Origin of the sequence: Streptomyces sp. NPDC058045, assembly GCF_042885635.1 — a bacterium.
GTDB lineage: Bacteria > Actinomycetota > Actinomycetes > Streptomycetales > Streptomycetaceae > Streptomyces.
In genome coordinates this window covers 46,307-69,541 of record NZ_JBHVRR010000030.1, presented here as the reverse complement: position 1 = coordinate 69,541, position 23,235 = coordinate 46,307, and the positions used below count along the sequence as shown (strand labels likewise).

The 23,235-nt window shown below is 70.1% G+C and carries 26 protein-coding genes and 1 pseudogene; 11 read left to right on the top strand and 16 right to left on the bottom strand.

All coding sequences use genetic code 11. The features are described 5' to 3' along the window. Nucleotides 1-136 precede the first annotated feature (136 nt). Complete coding sequence (locus ACFVST_RS19425) at nucleotides 137-994, top strand: hypothetical protein (protein ID WP_390153176.1); 858 nt, start codon at nucleotides 137-139, stop codon at nucleotides 992-994. Between the two features lie 230 nt (nucleotides 995-1,224). Next, nucleotides 1,225-1,449 (top strand): hypothetical protein, encoded by a 225-nt coding sequence (locus ACFVST_RS19420; RefSeq protein WP_390153174.1) that lies wholly within the window; start codon nucleotides 1,225-1,227, stop codon nucleotides 1,447-1,449. Here ACFVST_RS19420 and ACFVST_RS19415 read toward each other — a convergent pair. Continuing rightward, entirely contained in the window at nucleotides 1,435-1,818 is a 384-nt protein-coding gene (locus ACFVST_RS19415) for a metal-sensitive transcriptional regulator (protein ID WP_390153171.1), read from the bottom strand. The two genes, ACFVST_RS19420 and ACFVST_RS19415, sit on opposite strands and share 15 nt — an antisense overlap. A 206-nt stretch (nucleotides 1,819-2,024) precedes the next feature. Here ACFVST_RS19415 and ACFVST_RS19410 point away from each other — a divergent pair, with 206 nt between their 5' ends. After that, the gene (locus ACFVST_RS19410) at nucleotides 2,025-2,645 is read left to right on the top strand and encodes a DUF47 domain-containing protein (protein ID WP_390153168.1); all 621 of its coding nucleotides are present in this window, start codon (nucleotides 2,025-2,027) and stop codon (nucleotides 2,643-2,645) included. A gap of 6 nt (nucleotides 2,646-2,651) precedes the next feature. Beyond that, nucleotides 2,652-3,653: an anion permease gene (locus ACFVST_RS19405; protein ID WP_390153165.1), complete on the top strand. Its 1,002-nt coding sequence runs from the start codon at nucleotides 2,652-2,654 to the stop codon at nucleotides 3,651-3,653. 130 nt (nucleotides 3,654-3,783) lie between these two features. On the opposite strand, the gene pstB is transcribed toward ACFVST_RS19405, so the two are convergent. From pstB to ACFVST_RS19350, 11 genes and pseudogenes are all read right to left on the bottom strand, one after another. Further along, nucleotides 3,784-4,560 carry a phosphate ABC transporter ATP-binding protein PstB gene (pstB, locus tag ACFVST_RS19400; RefSeq protein ID WP_390153162.1) on the bottom strand — a complete coding sequence of 259 codons (777 nt, stop codon included), beginning with the start codon at nucleotides 4,558-4,560 and terminating at the stop codon, nucleotides 3,784-3,786. Between the two features lie 18 nt (nucleotides 4,561-4,578). Continuing rightward, entirely contained in the window at nucleotides 4,579-5,625 is a 1,047-nt protein-coding gene (gene pstA / locus ACFVST_RS19395) for a phosphate ABC transporter permease PstA (protein WP_390153159.1), read from the bottom strand. Next, nucleotides 5,622-6,707: a phosphate ABC transporter permease subunit PstC gene (pstC, locus tag ACFVST_RS19390; RefSeq protein ID WP_390153156.1), complete on the bottom strand. Its 1,086-nt coding sequence runs from the start codon at nucleotides 6,705-6,707 to the stop codon at nucleotides 5,622-5,624. Before pstC ends, pstA begins: the two co-directional genes overlap by 4 nt. Before the next feature lie 117 nt (nucleotides 6,708-6,824). Then, a complete protein-coding gene (pstS, locus tag ACFVST_RS19385; protein WP_390153153.1) occupies nucleotides 6,825-7,937 on the bottom strand; it encodes a phosphate ABC transporter substrate-binding protein PstS in 1,113 nt (370 codons plus the stop codon). Nucleotides 7,938-8,471: 534 nt separating this feature from the next. Further along, the gene (locus ACFVST_RS19380; protein ID WP_390153151.1) at nucleotides 8,472-8,573 is read right to left on the bottom strand and encodes a DUF397 domain-containing protein; all 102 of its coding nucleotides are present in this window, start codon (nucleotides 8,571-8,573) and stop codon (nucleotides 8,472-8,474) included. 27 nt (nucleotides 8,574-8,600) lie between these two features. After that, the gene (locus ACFVST_RS19375; RefSeq protein ID WP_390153148.1) at nucleotides 8,601-8,900 is read right to left on the bottom strand and encodes a hypothetical protein; all 300 of its coding nucleotides are present in this window, start codon (nucleotides 8,898-8,900) and stop codon (nucleotides 8,601-8,603) included. Then, nucleotides 8,866-9,087 (bottom strand): annotated as a pseudogene (locus ACFVST_RS19370) (hypothetical protein). Before ACFVST_RS19370 ends, ACFVST_RS19375 begins: the two are co-directional and overlap by 35 nt. 150 nt (nucleotides 9,088-9,237) lie before the next feature. Next, complete coding sequence (locus ACFVST_RS19365; protein WP_390153145.1) at nucleotides 9,238-9,435, bottom strand: DUF397 domain-containing protein; 198 nt, start codon at nucleotides 9,433-9,435, stop codon at nucleotides 9,238-9,240. Nucleotides 9,436-9,665: 230 nt separating this feature from the next. After that, nucleotides 9,666-9,881, bottom strand: coding sequence for a DUF397 domain-containing protein (locus tag ACFVST_RS19360; RefSeq protein ID WP_390153142.1), 216 nt, complete (start codon nucleotides 9,879-9,881; stop codon nucleotides 9,666-9,668). Nucleotides 9,882-10,128: 247 nt separating this feature from the next. Further along, nucleotides 10,129-10,332 carry a DUF397 domain-containing protein gene (locus ACFVST_RS19355; protein WP_390153139.1) on the bottom strand — a complete coding sequence of 68 codons (204 nt, stop codon included), beginning with the start codon at nucleotides 10,330-10,332 and terminating at the stop codon, nucleotides 10,129-10,131. Next, complete coding sequence (locus tag ACFVST_RS19350) at nucleotides 10,329-11,165, bottom strand: helix-turn-helix domain-containing protein (RefSeq protein WP_390153136.1); 837 nt, start codon at nucleotides 11,163-11,165, stop codon at nucleotides 10,329-10,331. The genes ACFVST_RS19355 and ACFVST_RS19350 overlap by 4 nt, the downstream gene beginning before the upstream one ends. A gap of 422 nt (nucleotides 11,166-11,587) precedes the next feature. On the opposite strand from ACFVST_RS19350, the gene ACFVST_RS19345 reads away from it, so the two are divergent. After that, the gene (locus ACFVST_RS19345) at nucleotides 11,588-11,911 is read left to right on the top strand and encodes a hypothetical protein (RefSeq protein ID WP_390153133.1); all 324 of its coding nucleotides are present in this window, start codon (nucleotides 11,588-11,590) and stop codon (nucleotides 11,909-11,911) included. Here the strand turns inward: ACFVST_RS19345 and ACFVST_RS19340 are convergent. The 4 genes from ACFVST_RS19340 to mshD form a co-directional block, all read right to left on the bottom strand. Beyond that, on the bottom strand, nucleotides 11,908-12,330 hold the full coding sequence (locus ACFVST_RS19340) for an NUDIX hydrolase (RefSeq protein WP_390153130.1): 423 nt from the start codon (nucleotides 12,328-12,330) through the stop codon (nucleotides 11,908-11,910). The genes ACFVST_RS19345 and ACFVST_RS19340 overlap by 4 nt on opposite strands. A gap of 103 nt (nucleotides 12,331-12,433) precedes the next feature. Then, nucleotides 12,434-13,435: a CHAD domain-containing protein gene (locus tag ACFVST_RS19335; protein WP_390153127.1), complete on the bottom strand. Its 1,002-nt coding sequence runs from the start codon at nucleotides 13,433-13,435 to the stop codon at nucleotides 12,434-12,436. Further along, entirely contained in the window at nucleotides 13,416-15,653 is a 2,238-nt protein-coding gene (locus ACFVST_RS19330) for an RNA degradosome polyphosphate kinase (protein ID WP_390153125.1), read from the bottom strand. Before ACFVST_RS19330 ends, ACFVST_RS19335 begins: the two co-directional genes overlap by 20 nt. Nucleotides 15,654-15,872: 219 nt before the next feature. After that, on the bottom strand, nucleotides 15,873-16,823 hold the full coding sequence (gene mshD, locus ACFVST_RS19325; RefSeq protein ID WP_390153122.1) for a mycothiol synthase: 951 nt from the start codon (nucleotides 16,821-16,823) through the stop codon (nucleotides 15,873-15,875). Between the two features lie 223 nt (nucleotides 16,824-17,046). Between mshD and ACFVST_RS19320 the strand changes: the two genes are divergently transcribed. The 6 genes from ACFVST_RS19320 (at nucleotide 17,047) to ACFVST_RS19295 (ending at nucleotide 23,214) form a co-directional block, all read left to right on the top strand. Next, nucleotides 17,047-18,873 carry a bifunctional metallophosphatase/5'-nucleotidase gene (locus ACFVST_RS19320; protein WP_390153119.1) on the top strand — a complete coding sequence of 609 codons (1,827 nt, stop codon included), beginning with the start codon at nucleotides 17,047-17,049 and terminating at the stop codon, nucleotides 18,871-18,873. Between the two features lie 288 nt (nucleotides 18,874-19,161). Further along, nucleotides 19,162-19,581, top strand: coding sequence for a hypothetical protein (locus ACFVST_RS19315; protein WP_390153116.1), 420 nt, complete (start codon nucleotides 19,162-19,164; stop codon nucleotides 19,579-19,581). Between the two features lie 111 nt (nucleotides 19,582-19,692). After that, entirely contained in the window at nucleotides 19,693-20,439 is a 747-nt protein-coding gene (locus ACFVST_RS19310; protein ID WP_390153113.1) for an ATP-binding cassette domain-containing protein, read from the top strand. Nucleotides 20,440-20,441: 2 nt separating this feature from the next. Continuing rightward, nucleotides 20,442-21,671, top strand: a complete 1,230-nt coding sequence (locus ACFVST_RS19305) for a hypothetical protein (RefSeq protein ID WP_390153109.1) — start codon at nucleotides 20,442-20,444, stop codon at nucleotides 21,669-21,671. Continuing rightward, nucleotides 21,661-22,275 (top strand): hypothetical protein, encoded by a 615-nt coding sequence (locus ACFVST_RS19300; RefSeq protein WP_390153107.1) that lies wholly within the window; start codon nucleotides 21,661-21,663, stop codon nucleotides 22,273-22,275. Before ACFVST_RS19305 ends, ACFVST_RS19300 begins: the two co-directional genes overlap by 11 nt. A 321-nt stretch (nucleotides 22,276-22,596) precedes the next feature. Then, nucleotides 22,597-23,214, top strand: coding sequence for a hypothetical protein (locus ACFVST_RS19295; RefSeq protein ID WP_390153104.1), 618 nt, complete (start codon nucleotides 22,597-22,599; stop codon nucleotides 23,212-23,214). Nucleotides 23,215-23,235: the final 21 nt, after the last annotated feature.

Here is a 23,235-nt window from a genome sequence, read left to right as displayed (position 1 = left end):
GGGTGCGGGAACGCTGCCCGTTCGGGCGGCGTGACGGCTGGTGCCGGCCGTCGTTATCCGGACTGTGCGCGGTCGGACCCGGGTGGCGGGCCGCGGTGGACAGGCGGGCGGCGGAAGGGCTGGGGGCAGGCGGGCCATGGCGGTGCGGCGGCACGGGCGGACGGGCGGTACGGCTCTCACGGCGGCCCTGGTGACGGCGGTCGCCGCGCTGGCCGCGGGCTGCTCCGGCGGCCGGCTGCCCGCCGACAGCCAGAACGCGGCGGCCACCGCCGACGCGGCCGCGGTGGTGCGCCGGGCGGCCGCCGTACTGGAGCGGGAGGGGAGTTCCCGGGCGCACACCGCGATGGAGATGGCGTCCGGCGGGACCCGGGTCACCGTCCGCGGGTACGGGGTCTACGACTACCGGCGGCGGCACGGGCGGCTGGCGGTCAGCCTGCCCGCGGACCCGGCCGGGCGGGCCGAGCACCGCCCCATCACCGAACTCCTCGCGCCCGGCGCCCTGTTCATGAAGAACCGGGGGGCCGGGGTGCCGGCCGACAAGTGGGTGCGGGTCGACACCGGTTCGCTGACCGACGGCAATCTGGTCACCGGCGGGGCCACCGATCCGCTGGCCGCGGCGCAGATCCTGGCGGGCGCCGGCTCCGTCCGCTATGTGGGCGCCGGTGAACTCGCCGGCGCCCCGGTGCGGCACTACCGGGGCGTCGCCGATCTGGCGCGGGCGGCGCGGGCGGTGGGCTCCGGAGGGTCCGGGGGCGCGGCGCTGGCGGCCGCGGCGAAGGGCTTCTCCAAGGCGGAGGTGCCCTTCGATGTGTATCTGGACGGGGCGGGGCGGCTGCGGAAGGTCCGGCACCGCTTCAGCTTCGCGGCCCGTGGCGCGGGCAGACCGGTGGCGGTGACGTCCACCACGTTGCTGTACGGCTTCGGGGTGCCGGTGGAGGTGCGGCTGCCGACCGGCGACGACATCTATACGGGGCGGATCGCGGAACCGCAGTAGAGGCGGCCGGGACCCCCGCCGAGCGGAGTGGGAACTACCGCTTCCGGAACAGTGGTTGAGACAACGATCCGTCCCCTCGGGTGGCCGTAAATGGTCCGTGCGTGCCATGGGCCGGAGGGCGGCCGATCCCTACTGTGGGAGGCCGAGGACGGCGGAAGGGGTGGTCGGTGATGGGCCTGCTCGGTACGGCGATGCCCGGTCGCGGCCGGTGCCGCCCGGCCTGCCGGGGGATGGGTTCCAGCCATGGTGCGGGCCTCGGTCAGGGCGGGAACGGCGAGGACGCGGACCAGATCGCGTTGGCCGAAATGGATCTGTGCGGGGAGCTGATGATCGCCGCCGCCTCGGCGGGCGGCGAGCGGCTCAGCGCGGATCTCATAGACGAGGTGCTGCGCGTGGCGGGCCGCCCGCAGCACGCGCCGGGTGACCGCGGCCGCACCGGGTCAGGTCCGCAGTAGCCGCGCGATGGCCCGGCTGGCCTCCTCGACCTTGGCGTCGATCTCGCCACCGCCCTTGAGCGCCGCGTCGGCCACGCAGTGCCGCAGATGCTCCTCCAGCAGTTGCAGGGCGAAGGACTGGAGGCCCTTGGTGGAGGCGGAGACCTGGGTGAGTATGTCGATGCAGTAGACGTCCTCCTCCACCATCCGCTGGAGGCCGCGGATCTGGCCCTCGATCCGGCGCAGCCGCTTGAGGTGCTCGGCCTTCTGGTGGTGGTAGCCGTGGATGCCGCGGTCGTGGTCGGTCACCACGGCCGGATCCGGTGCCTCGCCGGTGCCGCCGCCGGCGGAGGGCGCCGCGCCGCCGGCGCCGGCCTCTGTGGTCGTCATCGCGTCCTCCGGAGTGATCGAGGGCACATCTTTTACATACCCCCAGAGGGTATATAGTACCGAATTTTCCGGGGTACGGAACCGATCGCAGGACCCCGTACCCGCTGTCGTGCGCCATGGGCGACACTGGTGGACGCCGGTGAAAAGTGGCCGGATGATGTGCCTAGCATCAGCCTGACCGAACCTGAGCACCCCAAGGACCCTACGTGCGCTTTCGTCTGACCCCCAGGGAGACGAGCTTCTATGACATGTTCGCCGCGTCCGCGGACAACATCGTCACGGGCTCGAAGCTCCTGATGGAACTGCTCGGGGCGGACACCTCCGCCCGGGCCGAGATCGCAGAGCGGATGCGGGCCGCGGAGCACGCCGGGGACGATGCCACCCACGCGATCTTCCACCAGTTGAACTCCTCGTTCATCACGCCCTTCGACCGCGAGGACATCTACTCCCTCGCGTCCTCCCTCGACGACATCATGGACTTCATGGAGGAGGCCGTCGACCTGGTCGTGCTCTACCAGATCGACGAACTGCCCAAGGGCGTCGAGCAGCAGATCGAGGTGATCGCCCGCGCCGCCGAGCTGACCGCGGAGGCGATGCCCAATCTGCGCACCATGGACAACCTCACCGAGTACTGGATCGAGGTCAACCGCCTGGAGAACCAGGCCGACCAGATCCACCGCAAGCTGCTCGCGCACCTCTTCAACGGCAAGTACGACGCCATCGAGGTGCTCAAGCTGAAGCAGATCGTCGACGTGCTGGAGGAGGCCGCCGACGCGTTCGAGCATGTCGCCAACACGGTGGAGACCATCGCGGTCAAGGAGTCCTGAGGCTCTGTGGACACCCTCGCTCTGGTCGTGACCATCGGTGTCGCGCTCTTCTTCACCTATACCAACGGCTTCCACGACTCCGCGAACGCGATCGCGACCTCGGTCTCCACCCGCGCGCTGACGCCGCGGGCCGCGCTCGCCATGGCCGCCGTGATGAACCTGGCCGGTGCCTTCCTCGGCAGCGGCGTCGCCAAGACGGTCAGTGAGGGCCTGATCGCCACGCCCGAGGGCCGCAAGGGCATGGGCATCCTCTTCGCCGCGCTGGTCGGCGCGATCATCTGGAACCTGGTCACCTGGTACTTCGGCCTGCCGTCCTCGTCCTCGCACGCGCTGTTCGGCGGGATGGTCGGCGCGGCGCTGGCCGGCGGGGTCACGGTGCACTGGACCGGCGTCCTCGACAAGATCGTCATCCCGATGTTCCTGTCGCCGGTGATCGGCCTGGTGGTGGGCTATCTGGTGATGTGCCTGATCATGTGGCTGTTCCGCAAGTCCAACCCGCACAAGGCGAAGCGCGGCTTCCGGATCGCCCAGACCGTCTCCGCGGCCGGAATGGCGCTCGGCCACGGACTCCAGGACGCGCAGAAGACCATGGGCATCGTGGTGATGGCGCTCGTCATCGCCGACGTCGAGGACTTCAGCGACCCGATCCCGGTCTGGGTCAAGCTGGTCTGCGCGATCATGCTCTCGCTCGGCACCTACGCCGGCGGCTGGCGCATCATGCGCACCCTCGGCCGCAAGATCATCGAACTGGACCCGCCGCAGGGCTTCGCCGCCGAGGCCACCGGCGCCTCCATCATGTTCGGCTCCGCCTTCCTCTACCACGCGCCGATCTCCACCACCCATGTCATCACCTCGGCGATCATGGGTGTGGGCGCCACCAAGCGCGTCAACGCGGTCCGTTGGGGCGTGGCCAAGAACATCATCCTCGGCTGGTTCATCACCATGCCCGCCGCGGCCCTGGTCGCCGCGCTCAGCTACTGGGTCGTCCTGCTCTGCTTCGGCGCCTGACCCGCGCCCGTCCCCGCGGACACCCGCGCACCCCCGCAGACGTAAGGCCCGTCCCCCTCAACAACCGTGAGGGGGACGGGCCTTCGGGTGCCCCGCGGTGGCACCGCCATGCAGCACCGCGAGGGGTCCGTCAGCCGAAGCGGCCGGAGATGTAGTCCTCGGTGGCCTGCACCGAGGGGTTGGCGAAGATCCGCTCCGTGTCGTCGATCTCCACCAGCTTGCCAGGCTTGCCCACCGCCGCCAGGTTGAAGAAGGCGGTGCGGTCCGAGACACGGGCCGCCTGCTGCATGTTGTGCGTCACGATGACGATGGTGAAGCGCTCCTTCAGCTCGCCGATCAGGTCCTCCACGGCGAGCGTCGAGATCGGGTCGAGCGCCGAGCACGGCTCGTCCATCAGCAGCACCTCGGGCTCGACGGCGATGGCGCGGGCGATGCACAGCCGCTGCTGCTGACCGCCGGACAGCCCCGAACCGGGCTTGTTCAGCCGGTCCTTGACCTCGTTCCACAGATTGGCGCCGCGCAGCGACCGCTCCACGATGCCGCTCAACTCGCCCTTGCGGTAAGAGCCGTTGAGCCGCAGCCCGGCCGCCACATTGTCGAAGATCGACATCGTGGGGAACGGGTTGGGGCGCTGGAAGACCATTCCGACGGTACGGCGCACCGCCACCGGGTCGACCTGCGGGGCGTACAGGTCGTCGTCGTCCAGCAGCACCTTGCCCTCGACGCGGCCGCCGGAGGTGACCTCGTGCATCCGGTTCAGGGTGCGCAGGAACGTGGACTTGCCGCAGCCGGAGGGCCCGATGAACGCGGTCACCGAGCGGGGCTCCACCGTCATCGAGATGTCCTCGATCGCCTTGTGGGAGCCGTAGTAGGCGGTCAGGCCGCTGACGTCGATTCGCTTGGCCATGGGGAATCACTGCTTCTTTCAGCGCTTGGGGCTCTGCCAGCGGGCGATACCGCGGGCCACCAGATTGAGGACCATGACGAAGGCGATCAGGGTGAGCGCGGCCGCCCAGGCGCGGTCGTAGGCCGCGTTGGCGCCGGCGCTGTTCTGGTACTGCTGGTAGATGTACAGCGGCAGCGAGGCCTGGGCGCCTTCGAACGGGTTGGTGTTGATGAAGTTGGTCACGCCGCCCAGCAGCAGCAGCGGTGCCGTCTCGCCGGCGATCCGGGCGACGGCCAGCATCACACCGGTGGTGATCCCGCCGATCGACGTGGGCAGCACCACCTTCAGGATGGTGCGCCACTTGGGCACGCCCAGCGCCAGCGACGCCTCCCGCAACTCGTTCGGCACCAGCCGCAGCATCTCCTCCGTGGACCGCACCACCACCGGCATCATCAGGATGGCCAGCGCCAGCGACCCCGCGAAGCCGAACGGCTGGAGGTCCAGCATCAGCATCAGGCTGAGGATGAACAGACCGGCCACGATGGACGGGATGCCCGTCATCACATCGACGAAGAAGGTGACCGCCGTCGCCAGCCTGCCCCGCCCGTACTCCACCAGGTAGACCGCGGTGAGCACGCCGATCGGGGCGGCGATCAGGGTGGCCAGGCCGACCTGCTCCAGGGTGCCGAGCAGGGCGTGGTAGATGCCGCCGCCCGGCTCCTTGTCGGCGATGGTGCCCATGGAGTGGGTGAGGAAGTACCCGTCGAGGACCTTCACGCCGCGCTTCACGGTGACCCACACCAGGGACGCCAGCGGGATCACCGCCAGCAGGAACGCCACCCACATCAGGCCGGTCGCCACCCGGTCCTTCGCCTGCCGCCGGCCCTCCACGGCCGAGGTCAGCGCATAGGTGCCGAGGACGAAGAGGACGGCGGCGATCAGCCCCCACTGCACCCGGCTGGCGAGGCCCGCGCCGAGGCCGATGGCGACGGCCAGCACGATCGAGCCGGCCGCGGTCGCCCAGGGGGTCCAGCGCGGCAGCCGGGCCGGGGCCTTGCCGCGCCTGGCGATGCTGACCTGGCTCATGCGTTGGCCCCCGAGTAGTCCTTGCGCCGGGCGATGATCAGCCGGGCGGCTCCGTTGACCAGCAGCGTGATGACGAAGAGGACCAGGCCGGACGCGATCAGCGCGTCCCGCCCCGACTCGGTCGCCTCACCGAACTTGCTGGCGATGTTCTGGGCGATGGTTGCGCCGCCCGGGTTCAGCAGGCTCGCGTCGATGGTGAGGACCGGCGACAGGACCGTGGCCACCGCCATCGTCTCGCCGAGGGCGCGGCCCAGGCCCAGCATCGACGCGGAGATCACCCCGGAGCGCCCGAACGGCAGGACCGCGGTGCGGATCACCTCCCAGCGGGTGGCGCCCAGCGCCAGCGCGGCCTCCTCGTGGGACTGCGGCACCTGCCGGAAGACCTCGCGGGAGACGTTGGTGATGACCGGCAGGATCATCACGGCGAGCAGGATGCCCACGGTCAGCAGGGAGCGCGGTGCGCCGCCGTCCCAGGAGAACACCCCGGTCCAGCCGAAGAACCGGTCGAGCCAGCCGAACAGCCCGTTGAGGTGCGGCACCAGGACCAGCGCGCCCCACAGGCCGTACACGATGGACGGGACCGCGGCGAGCAGGTCGATCACATACGCGATGGGGCCGGATACGCGGCGCGGGGCGTAGTGGGTGAGGAAGAGGGCGATGCCCACGGAGACCGGGACGGCGAGGGCCATCGCGATGACGGCAGAGACCACCGTGCCGAAGACGAGGACGGCGATACCGAAGGTGGGCGGGTTGACGTTGGTGTTCCACTCGAAGGTGGTGAAGAAGTCGCCCTGGTTGCGGCTCAGGATGAGCGAGGACCGGTAGGCGAGGAAGCCGGCGATGGCGACCATGAGGGCCAGCAGCAGGATGCCGGAGCCGCGGGAGGCGGCGAGGAAGAGCCGGTCGCCGAGGCGGCCGGGGCCGGGGCGCGCGGGGGCGGGCGGCTCGTCGGCCGTGTCCGCCGGGGGCGGCGCGGTGGGCCGGGCGTCGGCGGGGCCGTCAGGGCCGGGCCTTGGCCCGTCGGTGGCGGGCCGTGAAGTGGGCCTGCCCGGTGGGGTGTTGCGCGTGGTGGGTGTGTTCATGGCTTTCTCCGGTCTGCGGAGCCGGGCCGTCGGGGACGGCCGGCGCCGGGCGGCGGTGCACCGGACGGTGCGGGGCCGGTCTCGGAGTTCTCCGTCCGGCCCCGCCTGCGCGTGGGATCAGCCGAGGCCGGCGATGGTCTCGCGGACCTTGCTGTTGATCTCGGCCGGGATCGGCGCGTACGAGGCGTCGGACAGCAGCTTCTGGCCGTCCTCGGAGGCGATGTAGCTCAGGAAGGACTTGGCGGCGGGCAGGGACTCCGCCTTGTTGCCCTTCTCGCAGGCGATCTCGTAGGTGACCAGGGTGATCGGGTAGGCGCCCTCGGCCTTCGGCTGGTAGTTGAGCTCCAGCGCGAGGTCCTTGCCCTTGCCGACGACCTTCGCCTCGGCGATCGCCTTGGTGGCGTTCTCCACGGTGGCCGCCACCGGGGTCGCCGCGTCGGTCTTGACGTCCACGGTCTTGATGCCGTCCGCGGCGTACGACAGCTCGAAGTAGGAGATGGCGCCCGCGGTCTGCTTCACCTGCTGGGCCAGGCCGGCCGAACCGCTCGCCGACTGGCCGCCCTTGGCCTGCCAGGTCTTGCCACCCTCGTAGGACCACTCACCGGCGGCCTTGAGGTACTTGGTGAAGTTGTCCGTGGTGCCGGACTCGTCGGAGCGGTGGAAGGCCTGGATCTTGGTGGAGGGCAGCTTGGCCTTCGGGTTCAGCTCCTTGATGGCCTTGTCGTCCCAGGTCTTGATCTTGCCGTCGAAGATGGCGGAGAGGGTCTTCGCGTCCAGGACGAGGTTGTCCACGCCGGGCACGTTGTAGCCGACCGCGATCGGGCCGCCCACCATGGGCAGGTCGATGGCCTGGCTGTCCTTGCAGACCTTCTTCGACTGCTCGACCTCCTCCGGCTTCAGGGCCGAGTCGGAGCCGGCGAACGCGACCTGCCCCTGGAGGAAGCGGGTGACGCCGGCGCCGGAGCCCTCCGGGTTGTAGTTGATCTGCACGTCCTTGCAGGAGGCCACGTACTGCTTGACCCAGGCGTCGATCGCGTTCTTCTGCGCCGACGAGCCGGAGGCCTGCAACTGGCCCTTCGCGTCCTCGCACTTGATGGCCCCGGCCTGGGCGGTGGCCTTGCCGGAGGAGGCGGTGTCGTCGGAACCGCACGCCGTGAGGGCCAGGGCGCCGGAGACGGCGAGGGCGCCGAAGGAGAGGGCCCGAAGCCGGTTCTTGCGCTGAAGCGTCACTGAGGTGTCCTTCCAGGAGCCGCCGTCCACGGGCGGCGTGCGAGGTTGCGGGTTGCTCTGTGTCTGCGGAGGAGGGTGGGGGCCGGGTGGGCGCCCGGCGCTCCTCGTACCAGTGACGGTAGGCAGGAGAGGTGACGTGGTCGAAGGGCACGGGTGAACTGGGGGTGAACCTCGGCGGGCGGGGCGGTTTCGCTGCGGGCGCCTGCGGCGTGCTGGGCGGTGCGTCTTCGCTGCGCTGAGCTTGGGCGGTGCGTTTCGGTGCGCTTCGCCGTTCGCTTCGTTTCGCGGGTGCGGCTTCGCTGTGGGGCGGGGGCGTGGGGGGATGTACGTCCTCGGAGCCGGTACGTGGGCGTGGTCCGTTGCGTGGACGCCTGCTTGCACCGGCTCCTGCGGGCGCACATCCCCCCACGCCCCCTCCGGCGCGTTCCCGGCTTTCCCACCGTGGGACCCCCACGGCGCCTGGTACTGGCGGGCGCCCGCGGGCGACGAAAGGCCCCACCGCGCTAGGCGCAGTGGGGCAGTGTTGGGGCTTGCTCAGATGTCGACGCCGCCGGTACGGGCCTCGGCGACGAACGCGGAGAACGCCTGGGTGGAGACGCTCAGAACCGGGTCGCCCACCTGCTTGGAATCACGCACGGGGACCACGCCACGGGTAACGAAGAGCTACTCGGACCCGCCACCGACGAACGGGATCTGCATGTGGGCCTGCGTGACGGTGATGCCGACTCCCCGCAGGCGCTCACAGGCCCATGCCACGGCATCCTCCAGGTGCGGCGCCTCCACGACGCAGGGGAAGATCACGTGCTCCTTGCCGCCTCTGGTCTCCCAGCCGATTTCGCCGGTGGCGAGACTGTCGGAGTGGTCGAATGCGTCGGACTGCTCCTCCGTAGGAGGCTCCCCGGGGAAGAGCACGAATGCCCACTCGGGGTCACGTGCAGTTGCGGTGTCGGCGGGTGAACTCATTGATCTTCCTCGCTTCCGTGCCGGTTTTTTTGGGAGTGCACCAGACCTTCACGTCGTCCTTGCATGGACAGCAGATGAGGTAGCCCTATCTGTGTCCGTTGTGATCTGCTTTCACCTTCAGACCAGCGGCTTCGGCCCTCTTTAACGCGGCCTCGACGTCGGCCTTGGGGTGTCTGTCGCCCTTCAAGCGATCTCCTCCAGTGCCGTTGCGTGCTGCACCGCGGCGGGTGCGACACCGCCTGCGGGGACTACCGCTGTGCTGGGCTGACGCCTGCCCCACCTGCCATCGCGACTTGCCGATTTCACCCGGAACAGGTCGCCCCCCACCCAGCACGACCTAACGAACACTGGCACGAACCTCGGCCACGAACGTTGAGAACGCCTCGGTGGAGACGGTCAGGACGGGGCCACCGATCTGCTTCGAGTCGCGAACAGGAACCACCCCACGCGCGGCGAGGTCGGCGGCGACCTCGATGCAGTCACCGCCGTTGGAACTGTACGAGGACTTGAACCAGTTGAGGGATTCGGTCGTCACGGGATGCCCCTTCGCAACGTATCGATCACTGCCACTGACGCCGCCTGCGACAGAGCCACAGACTGAAATCGACGGTAGACCGCGAGCACAAGCAGGACAACGCTCTATCGCGTCACGTGGAGCCCCGGCCCAGGCAGGCTGGTTCCTGCATGAACGCGCGCACGCGGATCGGGAACGCGGCAAAAAGCCCCACCGCCAGAGATGGCTGTGGGGCTTGTCGGAACAGGTGTTTATGCCAGCTTGGCGAGCCGCACAAGACCAGCGAACGCGGCCGGGTTGACCATCAGTACCGGACCACCGGCAACCTTGCTGTCGCGGACCGGGACGACACCGTGATCACTGGCGTATCCCCGATGCCACTCCACGCACTCGCCGCCGTTGTTCTGGCTGAAGGAGCTGCTTTGCCAACCGTCCTGCGGCACCGTCGTTTCCAGATGCTTGCTCATGAATAGCGTTCCTTCCCGAGGGAGTTGATCGGGGCGGCCGACTCGTCCGGCGGTAAGGCCAATGCCAGCAGCAGATCACAGGAGTCCGATGCCTTGAGCACGTCTGCTGAACCTTGTCCGGGACGACCTGGACACGATGACGGGGCGTATCAGCGAGCGCAAGACACCAGCCGTCCCGCCTCGCGACTCGACGTGCACAACGAAAGCCCCACCGCGCCAGGCGCAGTGGGGCAGCGTTGGGGCTTGCTCAGATGTCGAGGCCGCCGGTACGGGCCTCCGCGACGAACGCCGAGAACGCCTCCGTGGAGACGGTCACGATGGGGCCGTCCGCCTGCTTGGAGTCACGAACGGGAACGACCCCGCACCCGACGAGGTCGGGGGCGACCTCGACGCAGGCGCCGCCGTTGGAGCTGTACGAGGACTTGAACCAACTGAAGGATTCGGTCGTCATGGGGTGCCCTTTCGCAACTGATTGATCATGGCCAGTGACGCCGCCTGCGACAGCGCCTCGCCCTGGAGTTGATGGTAGGCATTGAGCAGAGGCACGACAAACGAACTGTCGCGCTGCACCGTGCCTTGGCCTAGTGATTCGGCATACGCGAGGAGGGATCGGTTAGCGAGGGTCAACAGGTAGAGCGGCATGTTGAACGACCGCCGCGCGCCGATGCTGAACGGGGCTACCTGGATGATCCAGTTGGGAAGCGAGAACAGCTCCGCCAGTCGCTGAAGTTGGGCCGCCATGACCTTAGGGCCGCCGACCGCCTGGTAGAGGCAGCTCTCGTCCATCACCACGAGCACCATCGGGGGACGCGATCGCACGAGCGCGTCCTGCCGCTCCATCAGCGCCGAGACTCGTTCCTCGGCCTGGTCCGGGGTGATGAACCCCCTCTGCGCCTCGCCTTCGGCCAACGCCCGTGCGTACTCGGGCGTTTGCAACAGTCCGGGGACCAACCCGAGCTCGAAGACCCGGATTTCCGCCGCCCGACCTTCGTGGCTCACGTATTCAGCGAACCCCTCCAGCAAGATCCCGTGCTTCATCTGCCGCCACTCGCGCTCGAAGGAGTCGGCGGTACCGGTCAGCTCTAAGGCAACGTCAATTCGTTGCGAGGCACGAAGAGTCGCAGGCTTGCGGCCAGTTTCAATCGCTGAGATGTGCCGTCCGGTGCAGCCGATGAGGGAGGCCAGGTGGTCCTGGGTCCACCCCCGCTCCTCGCGCTGCCTGCGCAAACGGGCGCCGTACGCCGCCTGAGGCGATCTCTCGGGGTTCAGCTCCTTGATGTTCACGACGATGTGCCCTCCCTCGATGCCACGTTGCAGATGCCCTCAGGCTAGGTCACCGTGGGCTGCCCTGGTAGTGAAATCACTACAGAGAGGTACCGGCGTGGAATCACAACCGTCCGACGCCCGCAGCCAGTTCAGGGCAACCGGTCGACAGCAGACAGGCCGCCTCCCGGTGAGCGCGGGCACCAAGCCCAGCGCTGACAGCCAGTGGTTCCGGACCACGGCGGATACGTCCCCATACGCCTCGCCGTGCAAGTTCCCACCCTGCCAGTGCGGAGCGCCGAACTGCCCGGACGGACCCAAGCCGGACGGGCAGCAGGAAGCCAACGCGCCTACCCCCTGGGCAGAAACAGGGCACCAACTCCCGCTCCGGACGGACCCGCACCGTCTCGTCCCCCAGCGCGCAACCGCAGCAAGGACCCACCATGACTGACGAAACGGCCTTCGCCCTCGAAGCGTCCCTACTTCTACGCGAACCGCAGGCGGGGCCGGTCGACTCGAAAGCGTGCGTCGTCTGCGCGGCACTCGTGATCGTCCTGGACCAGGTGACCGAGCAAGAGGACACGGAAGGCATGGTCCAGGCAATCGCGGACATGGCTGAACACGCTGAGTTCGGGCACCCCGAGGACGAACGCACCCGGAGCATGACGGAGAAGGTGTTCAGGGCCAGCGAGGGTTGCGAACAACCCCAACAACCTTGGGAGTTCGCCCGACTCGACCGGCGCACCCGCGTGGACCCGCCGTCCTAGCCGCCGGCGGCGCGAAGGGTTCGGAGGAGCGCGTCGACCAGGTGCGCGTCCCTGCTCCGGGTGAGCTGGTCGCGGGCGGCGTCGGGGGAGAGCCACCGGAGTCGGCTCACCTCGCGATTCGGAGTGAAGGTGCCGTGTGTGGCTTCCGCCGCCCAGTAACGGACTTCTTTGGGCCGTCCCTCTACCTCGTACCGGACGGTGGGCAGCTCGGGCCCCAGCTCACACGTCATGCCGGTCTCTTCCAGCACTTCCCGGACTGCTCCGTCCCGGGTGTCCTCGTGGCGCTTGAGCTTGCCTTTCGGGTGGGACCAATCTGCCCACTTCGGCCGATAGACGAGGGCAAGCTCGATGCCGTCGCCGGAGGGCGAGCGTCGCCACAACAGGCAGCCCGCCGCATGGATCACTGAGTCGTCCTGCATGGGGACTCTCCGAGCTCGTCGTACTTGGGCCGGTGCACCAGGCGCACCTCGCACCCCCGGGGCGTGCCGCGCCACAGGACGCGGCCGGCGGCGCGGATCGGGGTCATGGGGTGCTCACCGGTCCGGTCCGCCAGAGCTGGCAGAACTCGTAGCGGGCCGCCTCCACCTCGTGCCGCTGGTCGGCGGTGAGGACCCCGAGGGCGTAGGCGGTGGCGGGCGCGATCCGGGGGGTGCGGGCGGCGGACGCGGCGTCGGCCGCGGCCTCGGCGGCGTCCCGGTGCCGGTCCAGGGCGCGCCCGGCCGCCGCGAGCCGCGGGTCCCCGGTGCCGTCGCCGTACAGCACGTCCCGGGTGCAGCGGTGCAGGCGGAGCAGGAGGCGGACGTGGTGCCAGGGGGCGTCCTGGGTGAGGCCGTCCGACGGGTAGGGCGTGCGCGGCATCGGGAGCGCGGCGACGGCGTCGGTGAGGCGGGCCGCGGCGTCCGCGGCGAGCGGCCCGAGGTCCTGCCGTACGGCGCCGGGGGTGAGCGGTACCTCGCTGGCGAGGACGGCGACCCGGTCCGCGACACCGTGGAAGCGGGACGAGCCGAGGGCCCCCAGCGCCGCGGAGTGGGCGCGGGTACGGGCCAGGGTCAGGCGCCGCTCCAGCAGCGCCCCGGCCTTGGCGGTACCGAGGGTGAGGGCACCGGCCGCGGTGTGCCCGTCGGGCGGGGTGCGGTCCGACGGGCGCACCGCGGCGGGTGCCTCGGGGGTGCCGGAGAGGCGGGTGAGGGCGGTGAGGAGGCGGTCCAGGCGGTCGGCGCAGGCGTGTTCGCGGGCCAGGGTGGTGGACAGCCAGGCGAGTTCGCCGCGCAGCCCGTCGGCCCAGTCGCGGTCGAGCAGCGGGCGGAAGGTGTGCAGCAGGCCGCCGATCCGGCGGGCGGAGCGGCGCAGGGCGCGCGGCGCGGTGTCGGGCTGCTCCCGCACGGTCCGCAGCGCGCGCAGGAATTCGGTGGCCCAGGCCTGGAGGTGGACGGCGAGGAGTTCGCCGCCGGTGCCGGTGGGGAGCGGGGGCGGGTGGCCGGCCACGGGGGCCGGCTCCGTCACTTCAGGGTGTCGCTGTACCACGCCGGCGCCTCCGGGCGTCAATGAGCATCTCCTGGATGTTGCGCAGGGGTTGGCCGTCCGGGTCGCCGTTGTCGGTGGCGTGCCGGGTCCAGTCGCCGTCCGGGCCGAGGTGCCAGGAGGCCGTGGAGTCCGACATGCCGGTCTCCAGCAGCCTGGTGAGGGACGCCCGGTGGGCCGGGTCGCTGACCCGGACCAGGGCCTCGATACGGCGGTCGAGGTTGCGGTGCATCATGTCGGCGCTGCCGATCCACACCTCGCCCTCGCCGCCGCCCGCGAAGGCGAAGATCCGGGAGTGTTCGAGGAAGCGGCCGAGCACGGACCGTACCCGGATGTTCTCCGACAGGCCGGTGACGCCGGGCCGCAGGGCGCAGATGCCGCGTACCCACACATCGACCGGGACGCCGGCCTGCGAGGCCTGGTAGAGGGCGTCGACGACGGCCTCGTCGACCATCGAGTTGACCTTGATGCGGACCGAGGCGGGGCGGCCGGCCCGGTGGTGCTGGATCTCCTTCTCGATGCGGGAGATCAGGCCGTCGCGCAGGGACTTGGGGGCGACGAGGAGGCGGCGGTAGGTCTCCCGGCGGGAGTATCCGGAGAGCCGGTTGAAGAGGTCCGAGAGGTCGGCGCCGACCTGCGGGTCCGCGGTGAGCAGCCCCAGGTCCTCGTAGAGGCGGGCCGTCTTGGGGTGGTAGTTGCCGGTGCCGACGTGGGAGTAGCGGCGCAGGGTGTCGCCTTCCTGGCGGACCACCAGGGACAGCTTGCAGTGCGTCTTCAGGCCGACCAGGCCGTAGACGACATGGCAGCCGGACTCCTCCAGTTTGCGGGCCCACTTGATGTTGGCCTGCTCGTCGAAGCGGGCCTTGATCTCGACCAGGACCAGCACCTGCTTGCCGGACTCCGCGGCGTCTATCAGCGCGTCCACTATGGGCGAGTCACCCGAGGTGCGGTACAGCGTCTGCTTGATGGCGAGGACGTCCGGGTCGCCGGCGGCCTGCTCCAGGAAGGCCTGTACGGAGGTGGAGAAGCTGTCGTAGGGGTGGTGCAGCAGTACGTCGCGTTCGCGGAGCGCGGCGAAGATGTCCGGCGCGGACGCCGACTCGACCTCGGCGAGATCGCGGTGGGTGCCGGCGACGAACTTGGGGTACTTCAGCTCGGGCCGGTCCAGCGAGGAGATGCCGAAGAGGCCGGTGAGGTCCAGGGGGCCGGGCAGCGGATAGACCTCCGCCTCGCTGATCTTCAGCTCCCGCACCAGCAGGTCCAGGACGTAGCGGTCGATGGACTCCTCGACCTCCAGGCGGACCGGCGGCCCGAAGCGGCGCCGCATCAGCTCCTTCTCCAGCGCCTGGAGGAGGTTCTCCGCGTCGTCCTCCTCGACCTCCAGGTCCTCGTTGCGGGTCAGCCGGAACATGTGGTGCTCCAGCACCTCCATGCCCGGGAACAGCTCCTCCAGGTGCGCCGCGATGACGTCCTCGACGGGGACGTAGCGCTGCGGGGAGGCCTCCAGGAAGCGGGACAGCAGCGGCGGGACCTTGACTCGGGCGAAGTGGCGGTGGCCGCTGACCGGGTTGCGCACCACCACGGCGAGGTTGAGGGAGAGGCCGGAGATATAGGGGAAGGGGTGCGCCGGGTCCACGGCCAGCGGCGTCAGCACCGGGAAGATGCGGTGCCGGAAGAGGGTGAAGAGGGCGCTCTGCTCCTTCTCCGTCAGCTCCCCCCAGCGCACCAGGTGGATGCCCTCGTCGGCGAGGGCGGGCGCCACGTCCTCCTGATAGCAGGCGGCGTGCCGGGCCATGAGCTCGCGGGCTCTGGACCAGATCATCTCCAGCACCTCGCGCGGCTGGAGCCCGGACGCGGAGCGGGTGGCGACCCCGGTGGCGATACGGCGCTTGAGTCCGGCGACGCGGACCATGAAGAACTCGTCCAGATTGCTGGCGAAGATCGCCAGGAAGTTGGCGCGTTCCAGGAGCGGGGTGTGCGGGTCCTCGGCGAGTTCCAGAACCCGCTCGTTGAAGCCGAGCCAGCTCCGTTCCCGGTCCAGGAACCGCCCCTGCGGCAGTTGACCGCCGTCCTCGGGCTCCTGGTACGAGTCCGCGTCGGCGTCGAGGTCCGGTTCGAGCTCCGGCAGGGCGGGCGCGACGGCGTTCGGCCGGTGGGCGGCGATGGCACCCACGGACGGCTGCGGCTGCTGGATCTGGGCCTGCGCTTCGGACTGGCTCATGGCCCCATTGTTCCGCGCGATGGGCCGTTCGGGCGCGTCGGAGCCCACGGACGTGAGACGGGACACGCCGCTCTGTGAGGGGCCGGGCACAGGGGGCTGCATTCCGCCAGCCTCCCAAGCCCGTCTGAACCGCCGGTTACGGCGACATGACGTGCGGGACAGCGGGAGGCGTCCCGGGGAGGTCCGGGGCACCGGGCCTCTTGGTCCCACCCGGTGCGGTCAGGACTCCGTGCGGTACATCAGATCCGTCTCGTGCACGGTGAAGCCGAGCCGCTCGTAGACCGTGACGGCCGCCGTGTTGTCCGCGTCCACGTACAGCATCGCCGTGGGCAGGCCCGCCGACTCCAGGTGCCGCAGGCCGATCGCGGTGAGCGCCTTGCCGAGGCCGCCGCCCTGCGCGCCGGGCGCCACCCCCACCACATACACCTCGCCCAGCCGCTCCTCGGCGTGCACCTTCGTCCAGTGGAAGCCGACCAGCTCCCCGGCCGGGCCCTCGCCGCCCGGCATCCGCTCCGCCAGGAAGAAGCCCTCCGGGTCGAACCACGGCTCGGCTGTCCGGTCGTCCAGATCCCGCTGGGTGAGCGAGCCCTGCTCGGGATGGTGCGCGAAGGCCGCCGCGTTCAGCGCCAACCAGGCCGCGTCATCCCGCCCCGGTACGAAGGTCCGCACCCGCACCCCCGGCGGCAGCACCGGCTCCGGCAGCGGGTCGGTCCCCAACGGCCGCCGCATCTGCCGCAGTTCACGGAAGAGGGTGAGGCCGAGCACCTGCGCCAGATGCCGGGCCGCGGAGTGCCCGCCGTGCGCCCACACCCGCAGCCGCTTCCCCGACTCGGCGAGCAGCGCGTTGCCCAGCGCCCGCCCGTGGCCGCGGCCGCGATGGTCCGGATCCACCACCAGCTCGGCGGCGGGCGCCTCCACCGGGTCGGTGTCCTCCAACTGCGCATAGCCCACGAGGTCGTCACCGGTACTCAGCAGCAGATGCCGCACGCCCGCACGGCGGCCGCGCAGTTGAAGCCGCCCCTGCTCGGACACGGCGTGCTGGCCGTCGGTCCTGGCGGCCTCCGCGATCAGCGCGAGCACCCGCTCGGCCTGCCCGGCGGACAGCTCGTCCACGCTCTCGATACGGCGGAGGGGATCGGGCACAGAGGCGGCACCGGCGTTGCTCGTCATGCCTACGAGGGTACGGCCGGCCCCCGCCGCGCGAACCCCTCCCGTCTCCCCCGTATCGGTGCTTTCCCGTACCCGACTGTGCCGGCATGACCCAGCGGCAACCTGTCCGTAACCATCAACCCCCTGTTGTGCTACGCGCGTTGACCCTAGGCTGCGCGCCAGGCGCGGATGAGTCCCCGACCGGCCGCGCCACCGTCCCACGCCACGAACCCCAGGGGGCCCCGTGTCAGCACCAGCCAAGTCAAGACGGTCGGCCGCGCGGCCCGCGCGCCGCACCCGTGTCCTCACCGCTCTCGCCGCGATCGCCACCGTAGGCGGCCTGGCCGCGGCCCTGCCCGCCAGCGCCGACGCCGTGACGACCGACCACGGCCATGGCCACGGCCGCACCGTCGACGTGCAGATGCTGTCCTTCAACGACTTCCACGGCAATCTCGAACCGCCGGCCGGCTCCTCCGGCGAGGTCACCGAGACCCAGCCCGACGGCAGCACCAAGAAGGTCGCCGCCGGCGGCGCCGAGTACCTGGCGAATTCGCTGCGCACCGCGCGCAAGGGCCACCCGTACAGCATCACCGCCGCCGCGGGCGACCTCATCGGCGCCAGCCCGCTGCTCTCCGGCCTCTTCCACGACGAGCCGACCGTCGAGGCCATGAACAAGATGGGCCTCGACGTCACCGGCGTCGGAAACCACGAATTCGACGAGGGCGCCAGAGAACTCGCCCGAATGCAGAACGGCGGCTGCCACCCCGACGACGGCTGCTTCCAGAAGGGCAAGACCTTCGAAGGCGCCGACTATCCCTATCTCGCGGCGAATGTCACCGACGAGAAGACCGACAAGCCGATCCTCAAGCCGTACACGGTGTGGAAGCACCGGGGCGTGAAGATCGGATTCATCGGAGTCACCCTCGAAGGAACTCCGGACGTCGTGACCGCCGACGGCGTCAAGGGCCTCAAATTCCACGACGAGATCAAGACCGTCAACAAGTACGCGAAGGTACTCGACCGCAAGGGCGTCAAATCCATTGTCGCCCTCATTCACGAAGGCGGCGAACCCGCTTCGGGTTCCTCCTACAACTACGACTGCGATTCACCCGGCCCCGGTGACGGAATCTCCGGCCCGATCGTCGATATCGCCAAGGGCATCACACCGAAGGTCGACGCGCTTGTCACCGGCCACACCCACCAGGCCTATGTGTGCACCATTCCCGACCCCGCCGGTCAGCCCCGAATGGTCACCTCCGCCTCGTCGTTCGGCCGCCTCTACAACGACACCACGCTCACCTACGACCGCCACACCCGTGACATCGTGCGGACCAGCGTGAAGTCCGCCAACCATGTGGTGAGCCGGGACCAGCCCAAGGCGAAAGACGTCACCGAGCTGATCTCCCGCTGGAACAAGCTCGCGGAACCCATCGCCAACAAGCCCGTCGGATACATTTCCGCGGACATTCCCGGCCGCGGCGCCACCACGCCCGAAGAGCCGCTCGGCGACCTCATCGCCGACGCCCAACTCGCCCACGGCAAGAGCCTCGACCCGAAGACCGCCGTCGCCCTGATGAACCCGGGCGGAGTGCGGGCCGACCTCACGTACAAGGCGAGCGGCAAGGAGGGCGACGGGGTCGTCACCTACGGCGAGGCCTTCGCCGTGCAGCCCTTCAGCAACACGGTCAACCTGCTCGACCTCACCGGCAAGCAGCTCCTGACCGCACTGCAACAGCAGGTCAGCGGCCCCAACGAGGCCTCGCCGAAGATCCTCCAGGTCTCCGAGGGCCTCACCTACACCCTCGACATGACCAAGAGCGGCGCCGACCGGGTCGTCGCCGACAGCGTCCGCCTCGACGGCAGGCCGCTCGACCCGGCCGCCACCTACCGCGTCGCCATGAACAGCTTCCTCGCCGGCGGCGGCGACGGCTTCACCGCACTCGGCGAAGGCGCCAATCCCCACGTCGGCAGCGACGACCTCGCCGCGTTCAACGACTACCTCACGGCGAACTCCACCAAGGACAAGCCCCTGACCCCGCCGAAGGCGGACCGCATCAACATCGTGAAGTAAAAGAGGACCGGAATTCCCAGAATCCCAAAGGGCGCCCCCGCCGGCCACGGCGGGGGCGCCCTTTTTTCCCTTCCTTTCCTTTTCCCTCCCCTCTCTACCGAGAGCTCGACCGAGAGTTCGAGACGAATTCCGGCCATCGGGCAGGCCGCGGCGCGATGTGCATGTGCGTCCGGTTGACTTCGAATTGCGGGGGAATGGTGGGTGGTGCCATGATCGGCCGCCAGTCGGCTGCGACGGGCGGCCGGACGGGCAGTAGGGGGAATGATGGGTCATGTAGCGCCGGGCTGTGTGGCGTCGACCATCGGCATGATCATCGTTTGTACGACTCTTGCGGGCTCCGCCAGAGCCGGGGAGGTCGGCTGGGGTGATGTGACGGCGTCATACGACGGGAAGAAGCGTTCGGTGGCGCAGGGTGAGTTCTACAACAAGAAAAAGGTCTATGCGGAGAACCGGGTGCGGACGAAGGACCTGGCTCCCGACGGGAACACCGTCTATGCGGAGATGGAGTTCCACTTCGACGGCGGGCTGACAGGAATCGGCTACCACACGCCGGAACACAACCACACCTATTACGTGCAGAACTATCTCAGGTCCGAACTCGACGGCGCTTCGCAGTCGGTTCGCGGGTCCACACACGCCTGTGTCCAGATGGGATACCCGGTACCCGACCGCTGCTCGGTATGGGCGCAACCGTCCTTCTCCTACTGACGGCAGAACACAGAAATGCCCGGTAGAGCAACCTCCGGAAGGAAAACCGTGAATGACACCCCGCAACCGTCGGCACCGGCACGGAGCGCGTTAGCAGAGGCAAGGATCCGTGTGGAGAACCTGGTGGTCAGATACGGCCGCCGGACGGTCCTGGATATCCCGGATCTCACGATCGGCACCGGAGTCACCGCCCTCACCGGGGCCAACGGGGCTGGAAAGACGACCTTGTTGAAGGTGTGCGCACATCTGGCTCCGCCCACCTCCGGCAGCGTGGGCCTGACCCGGCCCGGCACCGAAGAACCGGTACCGGACTCCGAATACCGCAGAATGCTCGGATACCTCCCTCAAGAGCCGGAATTCCCCGGGCACTTCAAGGTCGAGGAAGCCGTGACCTACTCGGCCTGGCTGCGGGCGGTTCCGGCGCGGGACCGGGCCGCAGTGGTCGCGGACGTGCTCGACCGGCTGCGGCTGAGGAAGGTGGCCGCCACCCCGTTGAAGAAGCTGTCGGGCGGCAACCGCCAGCGCGTGTACATCGCCCAGGCTGTCCTCCACCGCCCCGCGGTGCTCCTCCTCGACGAGCCCACCACCGGCATCGACGTCGAACACCGGCTGGAACTACGAGAGGTACTGGCCGAGTTGGGCCAGCAGTGCCGCGTGGTCCTCAGCACCCACCACACCGAGGACATCGAACTGCTCGCCACCCGGGTGGTCTCCCTGCGCGACGGCAAGATCGTCTTCGACGGCACTCCTGCCGAGCTCCTGGCCCGGGGCGATGAACCCGCTGTCGACCTGCCGCGGCCGTCCGCCGGTGCCCGCTCCATCGAGCGGGCTCTGCGTGAGCTGGGGGCGGCGGAATGAACATGCCGGGCATCGTCTCGCTCCATCTGCGGCGCTCACTCGGACGTTCGGCCCTCCCGGCCCTCCTCGTCCTGGTCCTCGCCAACACCCTGCTACGCACGCTGACTTGGCGCCATGAGTGGATGTGGGCCGCCTACCAGTACAACTTCACCGTCGTCCTGCTCGGGCCCCTGGCCGCCGGGGTGGCGGCGCGCGAGGGCTACCGGCTCGCTCGTTCCGGCCCGTTCCTCATCGCCCACCACCGTCCCCTCGCCCTGATCGCCGCCGCCTGGGCCGCGCTCTACGCCTGGTGCGCGGTGGCGTTCCTCACCGGGCTGGCCCTGGTCCTGGCGATCGTCGCCGCGTCCGGTACACCGTCCTTCCCCGGCTGGCGGGAACTGGTGACGGCGCTGCCGGCGCTGGGGCTGCTGGCGGTGGAGACGGCCGCCGGATTCGCGGCCGGCTGGCTCAGCCGCAGCCGGCTGACCGCTCCGCTCGCGGCGATCGTCGTCTTCCTGCTCTCCCTCGCGCTCTACGCGGGCGACCTGTCCTCGTTCGTGACCGTGGGCGGTGCGACCGGTTCTCTCGTCGGACTCCGGCCCAAGGTCCCCACGCAGGCCTCCCAGCTCGTCTTCTACACGCTGACCACGGTGCTGCTCCTCATCACCTCGGTCTGGCTGGCCAGTTGGTACCGGGTCCCGCGGCGCTGGATCCTGGCCGCGACCAGTCTGCTGGTGGTGGCCTCCGCCGCTCACCTCGCGACCCGCAGCCCGCTCTATCTGGAGTCCCGCCCCTCGGACGTGGTGTGCTCCGGGCAGCATCCCCGCATCTGCCTGGGCCGCAGCTACGCGAAGTACGAGGCGGGCGTCCGCAGGGAACTCCGCTCCTACTACACGGCCATGGACTCCATCGGCGTGGCGACGCCCCACGAGTTCCGGCAGGGCGCGGCCGGTGGCGGGCCCGGAGTGGGAGAACTGGGGCTGGACACGATCACCGACGGCAGCACACTTCTCGACGGGTTCCTGGGGACCTACTACGGGACACGCTGCGAACTGCCCATCGGCAGCCAGGTGAGCAAGGACTTCACCAACGCCCGGTACTGGCTGGCACAGGCCGCCGGAGACCCGGCCGACGGCGACGGGGACCCGGAGTTGAGCCCCGTACTGCTCCACGGCACCCGGGCGCAGCAGGCGGACCTGGCCAGGAAGTCCTTCCGCGGACTCCAGGACTGCGCGGCCCGTCATGCCCGCTGACCACCACCCGCCCGCCCCCCTCCTCCTCTACGCGCGGCGTTGGCAACTGGGGCGGCAGGTAGGGGTGTTGGTGGGGTGTGGGGGGTTGTGGGTGGTGACGCCGATGCGGATGTATGAGGTGCCGGCGCGGGATGGGGTGCAGGGGATGTTGTGGCCGCTGGTGCCGGTGGTGTTCGCGGCGTTTCTGCCGAGTGTGCTGGGGACGGCGGCGGAGGTGCCGGAGCGGTGTGCGGCGCGGCCGGGGCGGCTGCGGGCGGTGACGGTGGGGGTGGTGCTGTTGCTGGCGGCGGGGCTGGTGCTGTTCGGGGTGCGGGATCCGGCGGTGGCGGCGCGGAACACGGTGCTGCTGGTGGGCGCGGCCCTGGTCGCCGCCTGGTTGTTGCCGGCCGCCGCGGGGTGGGCCCCGGTGGTGGTGGCGCCGATACTGATGTGGCTGGTGGGTACCCGTCCGCACGGGGCGGTGGCACCGTGGGCCCTGCTGCTGGTCCCGGCCCACGGCACCGCGGCCTGGCTGTCCTGGGCGGTTGCCGTGGCGGCGCTGGTGGTCGGTACGGGCGGGTATGTGCGGTGGGGGCCGCGGGGGCCGGGGGGCGGGTGGGGGTGAAGTAGCGTGGCCGGTATGTCTACGCCGCCGCCTTCCCAGCCGTTCGGGGCGCCACCACCGGAGTTCGGTCCGCCGCCCGGCCAGGCGGCACCGGGAGTACCGCCACAGGAGCCGGGTCAGCAGGGGCGTCCGCAACAGCCGGGCGGGCCAGGCCAGTTGGGGCAACCAGCCCAGTGGGCTCAGCCCGGTCCGCCGGGGCAACCGGGGCAGCCCGGTCAGCCCGGCCCTTGGGGCCAAGGCCCGTACCCGCCGCCAGGGCAGGTGCTGCCCGGAGGCTGGGGCGCGCCACCGCCTCCGCCGGGGCGGCCGCGGGGCCCGAAGGTGATCGCGATCGTCGCCGGGGTGGTGGTGCTGCTGGTGGGGCTGGGCTGGTTCGGCTGGTGGAAGCTGTCCGGCGGGAGCGACTCCAGCTTCCCCGAGGCCCGGTTCCGGCTGACCGTTCCGCAGCAACTCCTCGACGGCGACTGGAAGTTGGCGCAGGACCGGTCGAGCCGGCAGCAGGAGGAGCTGGAGGGGAAGTGGAGCGGGCCGAACGTCCGCGACCTCAAGGCGACCGCCGCGCAGTACCGCTCGACCTCGGACGGTGCCGGCGTACTGGTGGTGTCCGGGATGTCGGGTCGGCTCAAGGACCCGGACCGGGAGCGGGCCGAGATCCTGCGGGGGACGGCCACCGCTGAGGGCGCCACGGTCGAGGTGAGTCCGGCGGACCACACCCCGAAGGGCTCGGACGTCACGGTGACCTGCCAGGTGGTGTCCGCCAACAGGGGTGCGGCGAAGACGAGTTTCCCCGAGTGCGCCTGGGGCGACGGGAACACCGCGGCCGCCGTGGCCGTCATCACGGCCGAGGTGGCGAAGCAGGATCCGCGGGACATCGACCTGGACCGGGTGGCGGAGCAGACGCTGAAGATCCGTTCGGAGATGCGCCGCCCCATCGGCTGAGCGGCCCCCGCCGAGTCTCCA

Excerpts from the sequence above, each read along its gene's own strand:
- ACFVST_RS19360 (WP_390153142.1), bottom strand. The coding sequence starts at position 9,881 with ATGAGCAAGCATCTGGAAACGACGGTGCCGCAGGACGGTTGGCAAAGC.
- ACFVST_RS19340 (WP_390153130.1), bottom strand. The coding sequence starts at position 12,330 with ATGCAGGACGACTCAGTGATCCATGCGGCGGGCTGCCTGTTGTGGCGA.
- mshD (WP_390153122.1), bottom strand. The coding sequence starts at position 16,823 with ATGACGAGCAACGCCGGTGCCGCCTCTGTGCCCGATCCCCTCCGCCGT.
- ACFVST_RS19420 (WP_390153174.1), top strand. The coding sequence starts at position 1,225 with ATGGGTTCCAGCCATGGTGCGGGCCTCGGTCAGGGCGGGAACGGCGAG.
- ACFVST_RS19355 (WP_390153139.1), bottom strand. The coding sequence starts at position 10,332 with ATGACGACCGAATCCTTCAGTTGGTTCAAGTCCTCGTACAGCTCCAAC.
- ACFVST_RS19345 (WP_390153133.1), top strand. The coding sequence starts at position 11,588 with ATGACTGACGAAACGGCCTTCGCCCTCGAAGCGTCCCTACTTCTACGC.
- ACFVST_RS19415 (WP_390153171.1), bottom strand. The coding sequence starts at position 1,818 with ATGACGACCACAGAGGCCGGCGCCGGCGGCGCGGCGCCCTCCGCCGGC.
- ACFVST_RS19425 (WP_390153176.1), top strand. The coding sequence starts at position 137 with ATGGCGGTGCGGCGGCACGGGCGGACGGGCGGTACGGCTCTCACGGCG.
- pstC (WP_390153156.1), bottom strand. The coding sequence starts at position 6,707 with ATGAACACACCCACCACGCGCAACACCCCACCGGGCAGGCCCACTTCA.
- pstA (WP_390153159.1), bottom strand. The coding sequence starts at position 5,625 with ATGAGCCAGGTCAGCATCGCCAGGCGCGGCAAGGCCCCGGCCCGGCTG.
- ACFVST_RS19300 (WP_390153107.1), top strand. The coding sequence starts at position 21,661 with ATGCCCGCTGACCACCACCCGCCCGCCCCCCTCCTCCTCTACGCGCGG.
- pstB (WP_390153162.1), bottom strand. The coding sequence starts at position 4,560 with ATGGCCAAGCGAATCGACGTCAGCGGCCTGACCGCCTACTACGGCTCC.
- ACFVST_RS19305 (WP_390153109.1), top strand. The coding sequence starts at position 20,442 with ATGCCGGGCATCGTCTCGCTCCATCTGCGGCGCTCACTCGGACGTTCG.
- ACFVST_RS19375 (WP_390153148.1), bottom strand. The coding sequence starts at position 8,900 with ATGAGTTCACCCGCCGACACCGCAACTGCACGTGACCCCGAGTGGGCA.
- ACFVST_RS19330 (WP_390153125.1), bottom strand. The coding sequence starts at position 15,653 with ATGAGCCAGTCCGAAGCGCAGGCCCAGATCCAGCAGCCGCAGCCGTCC.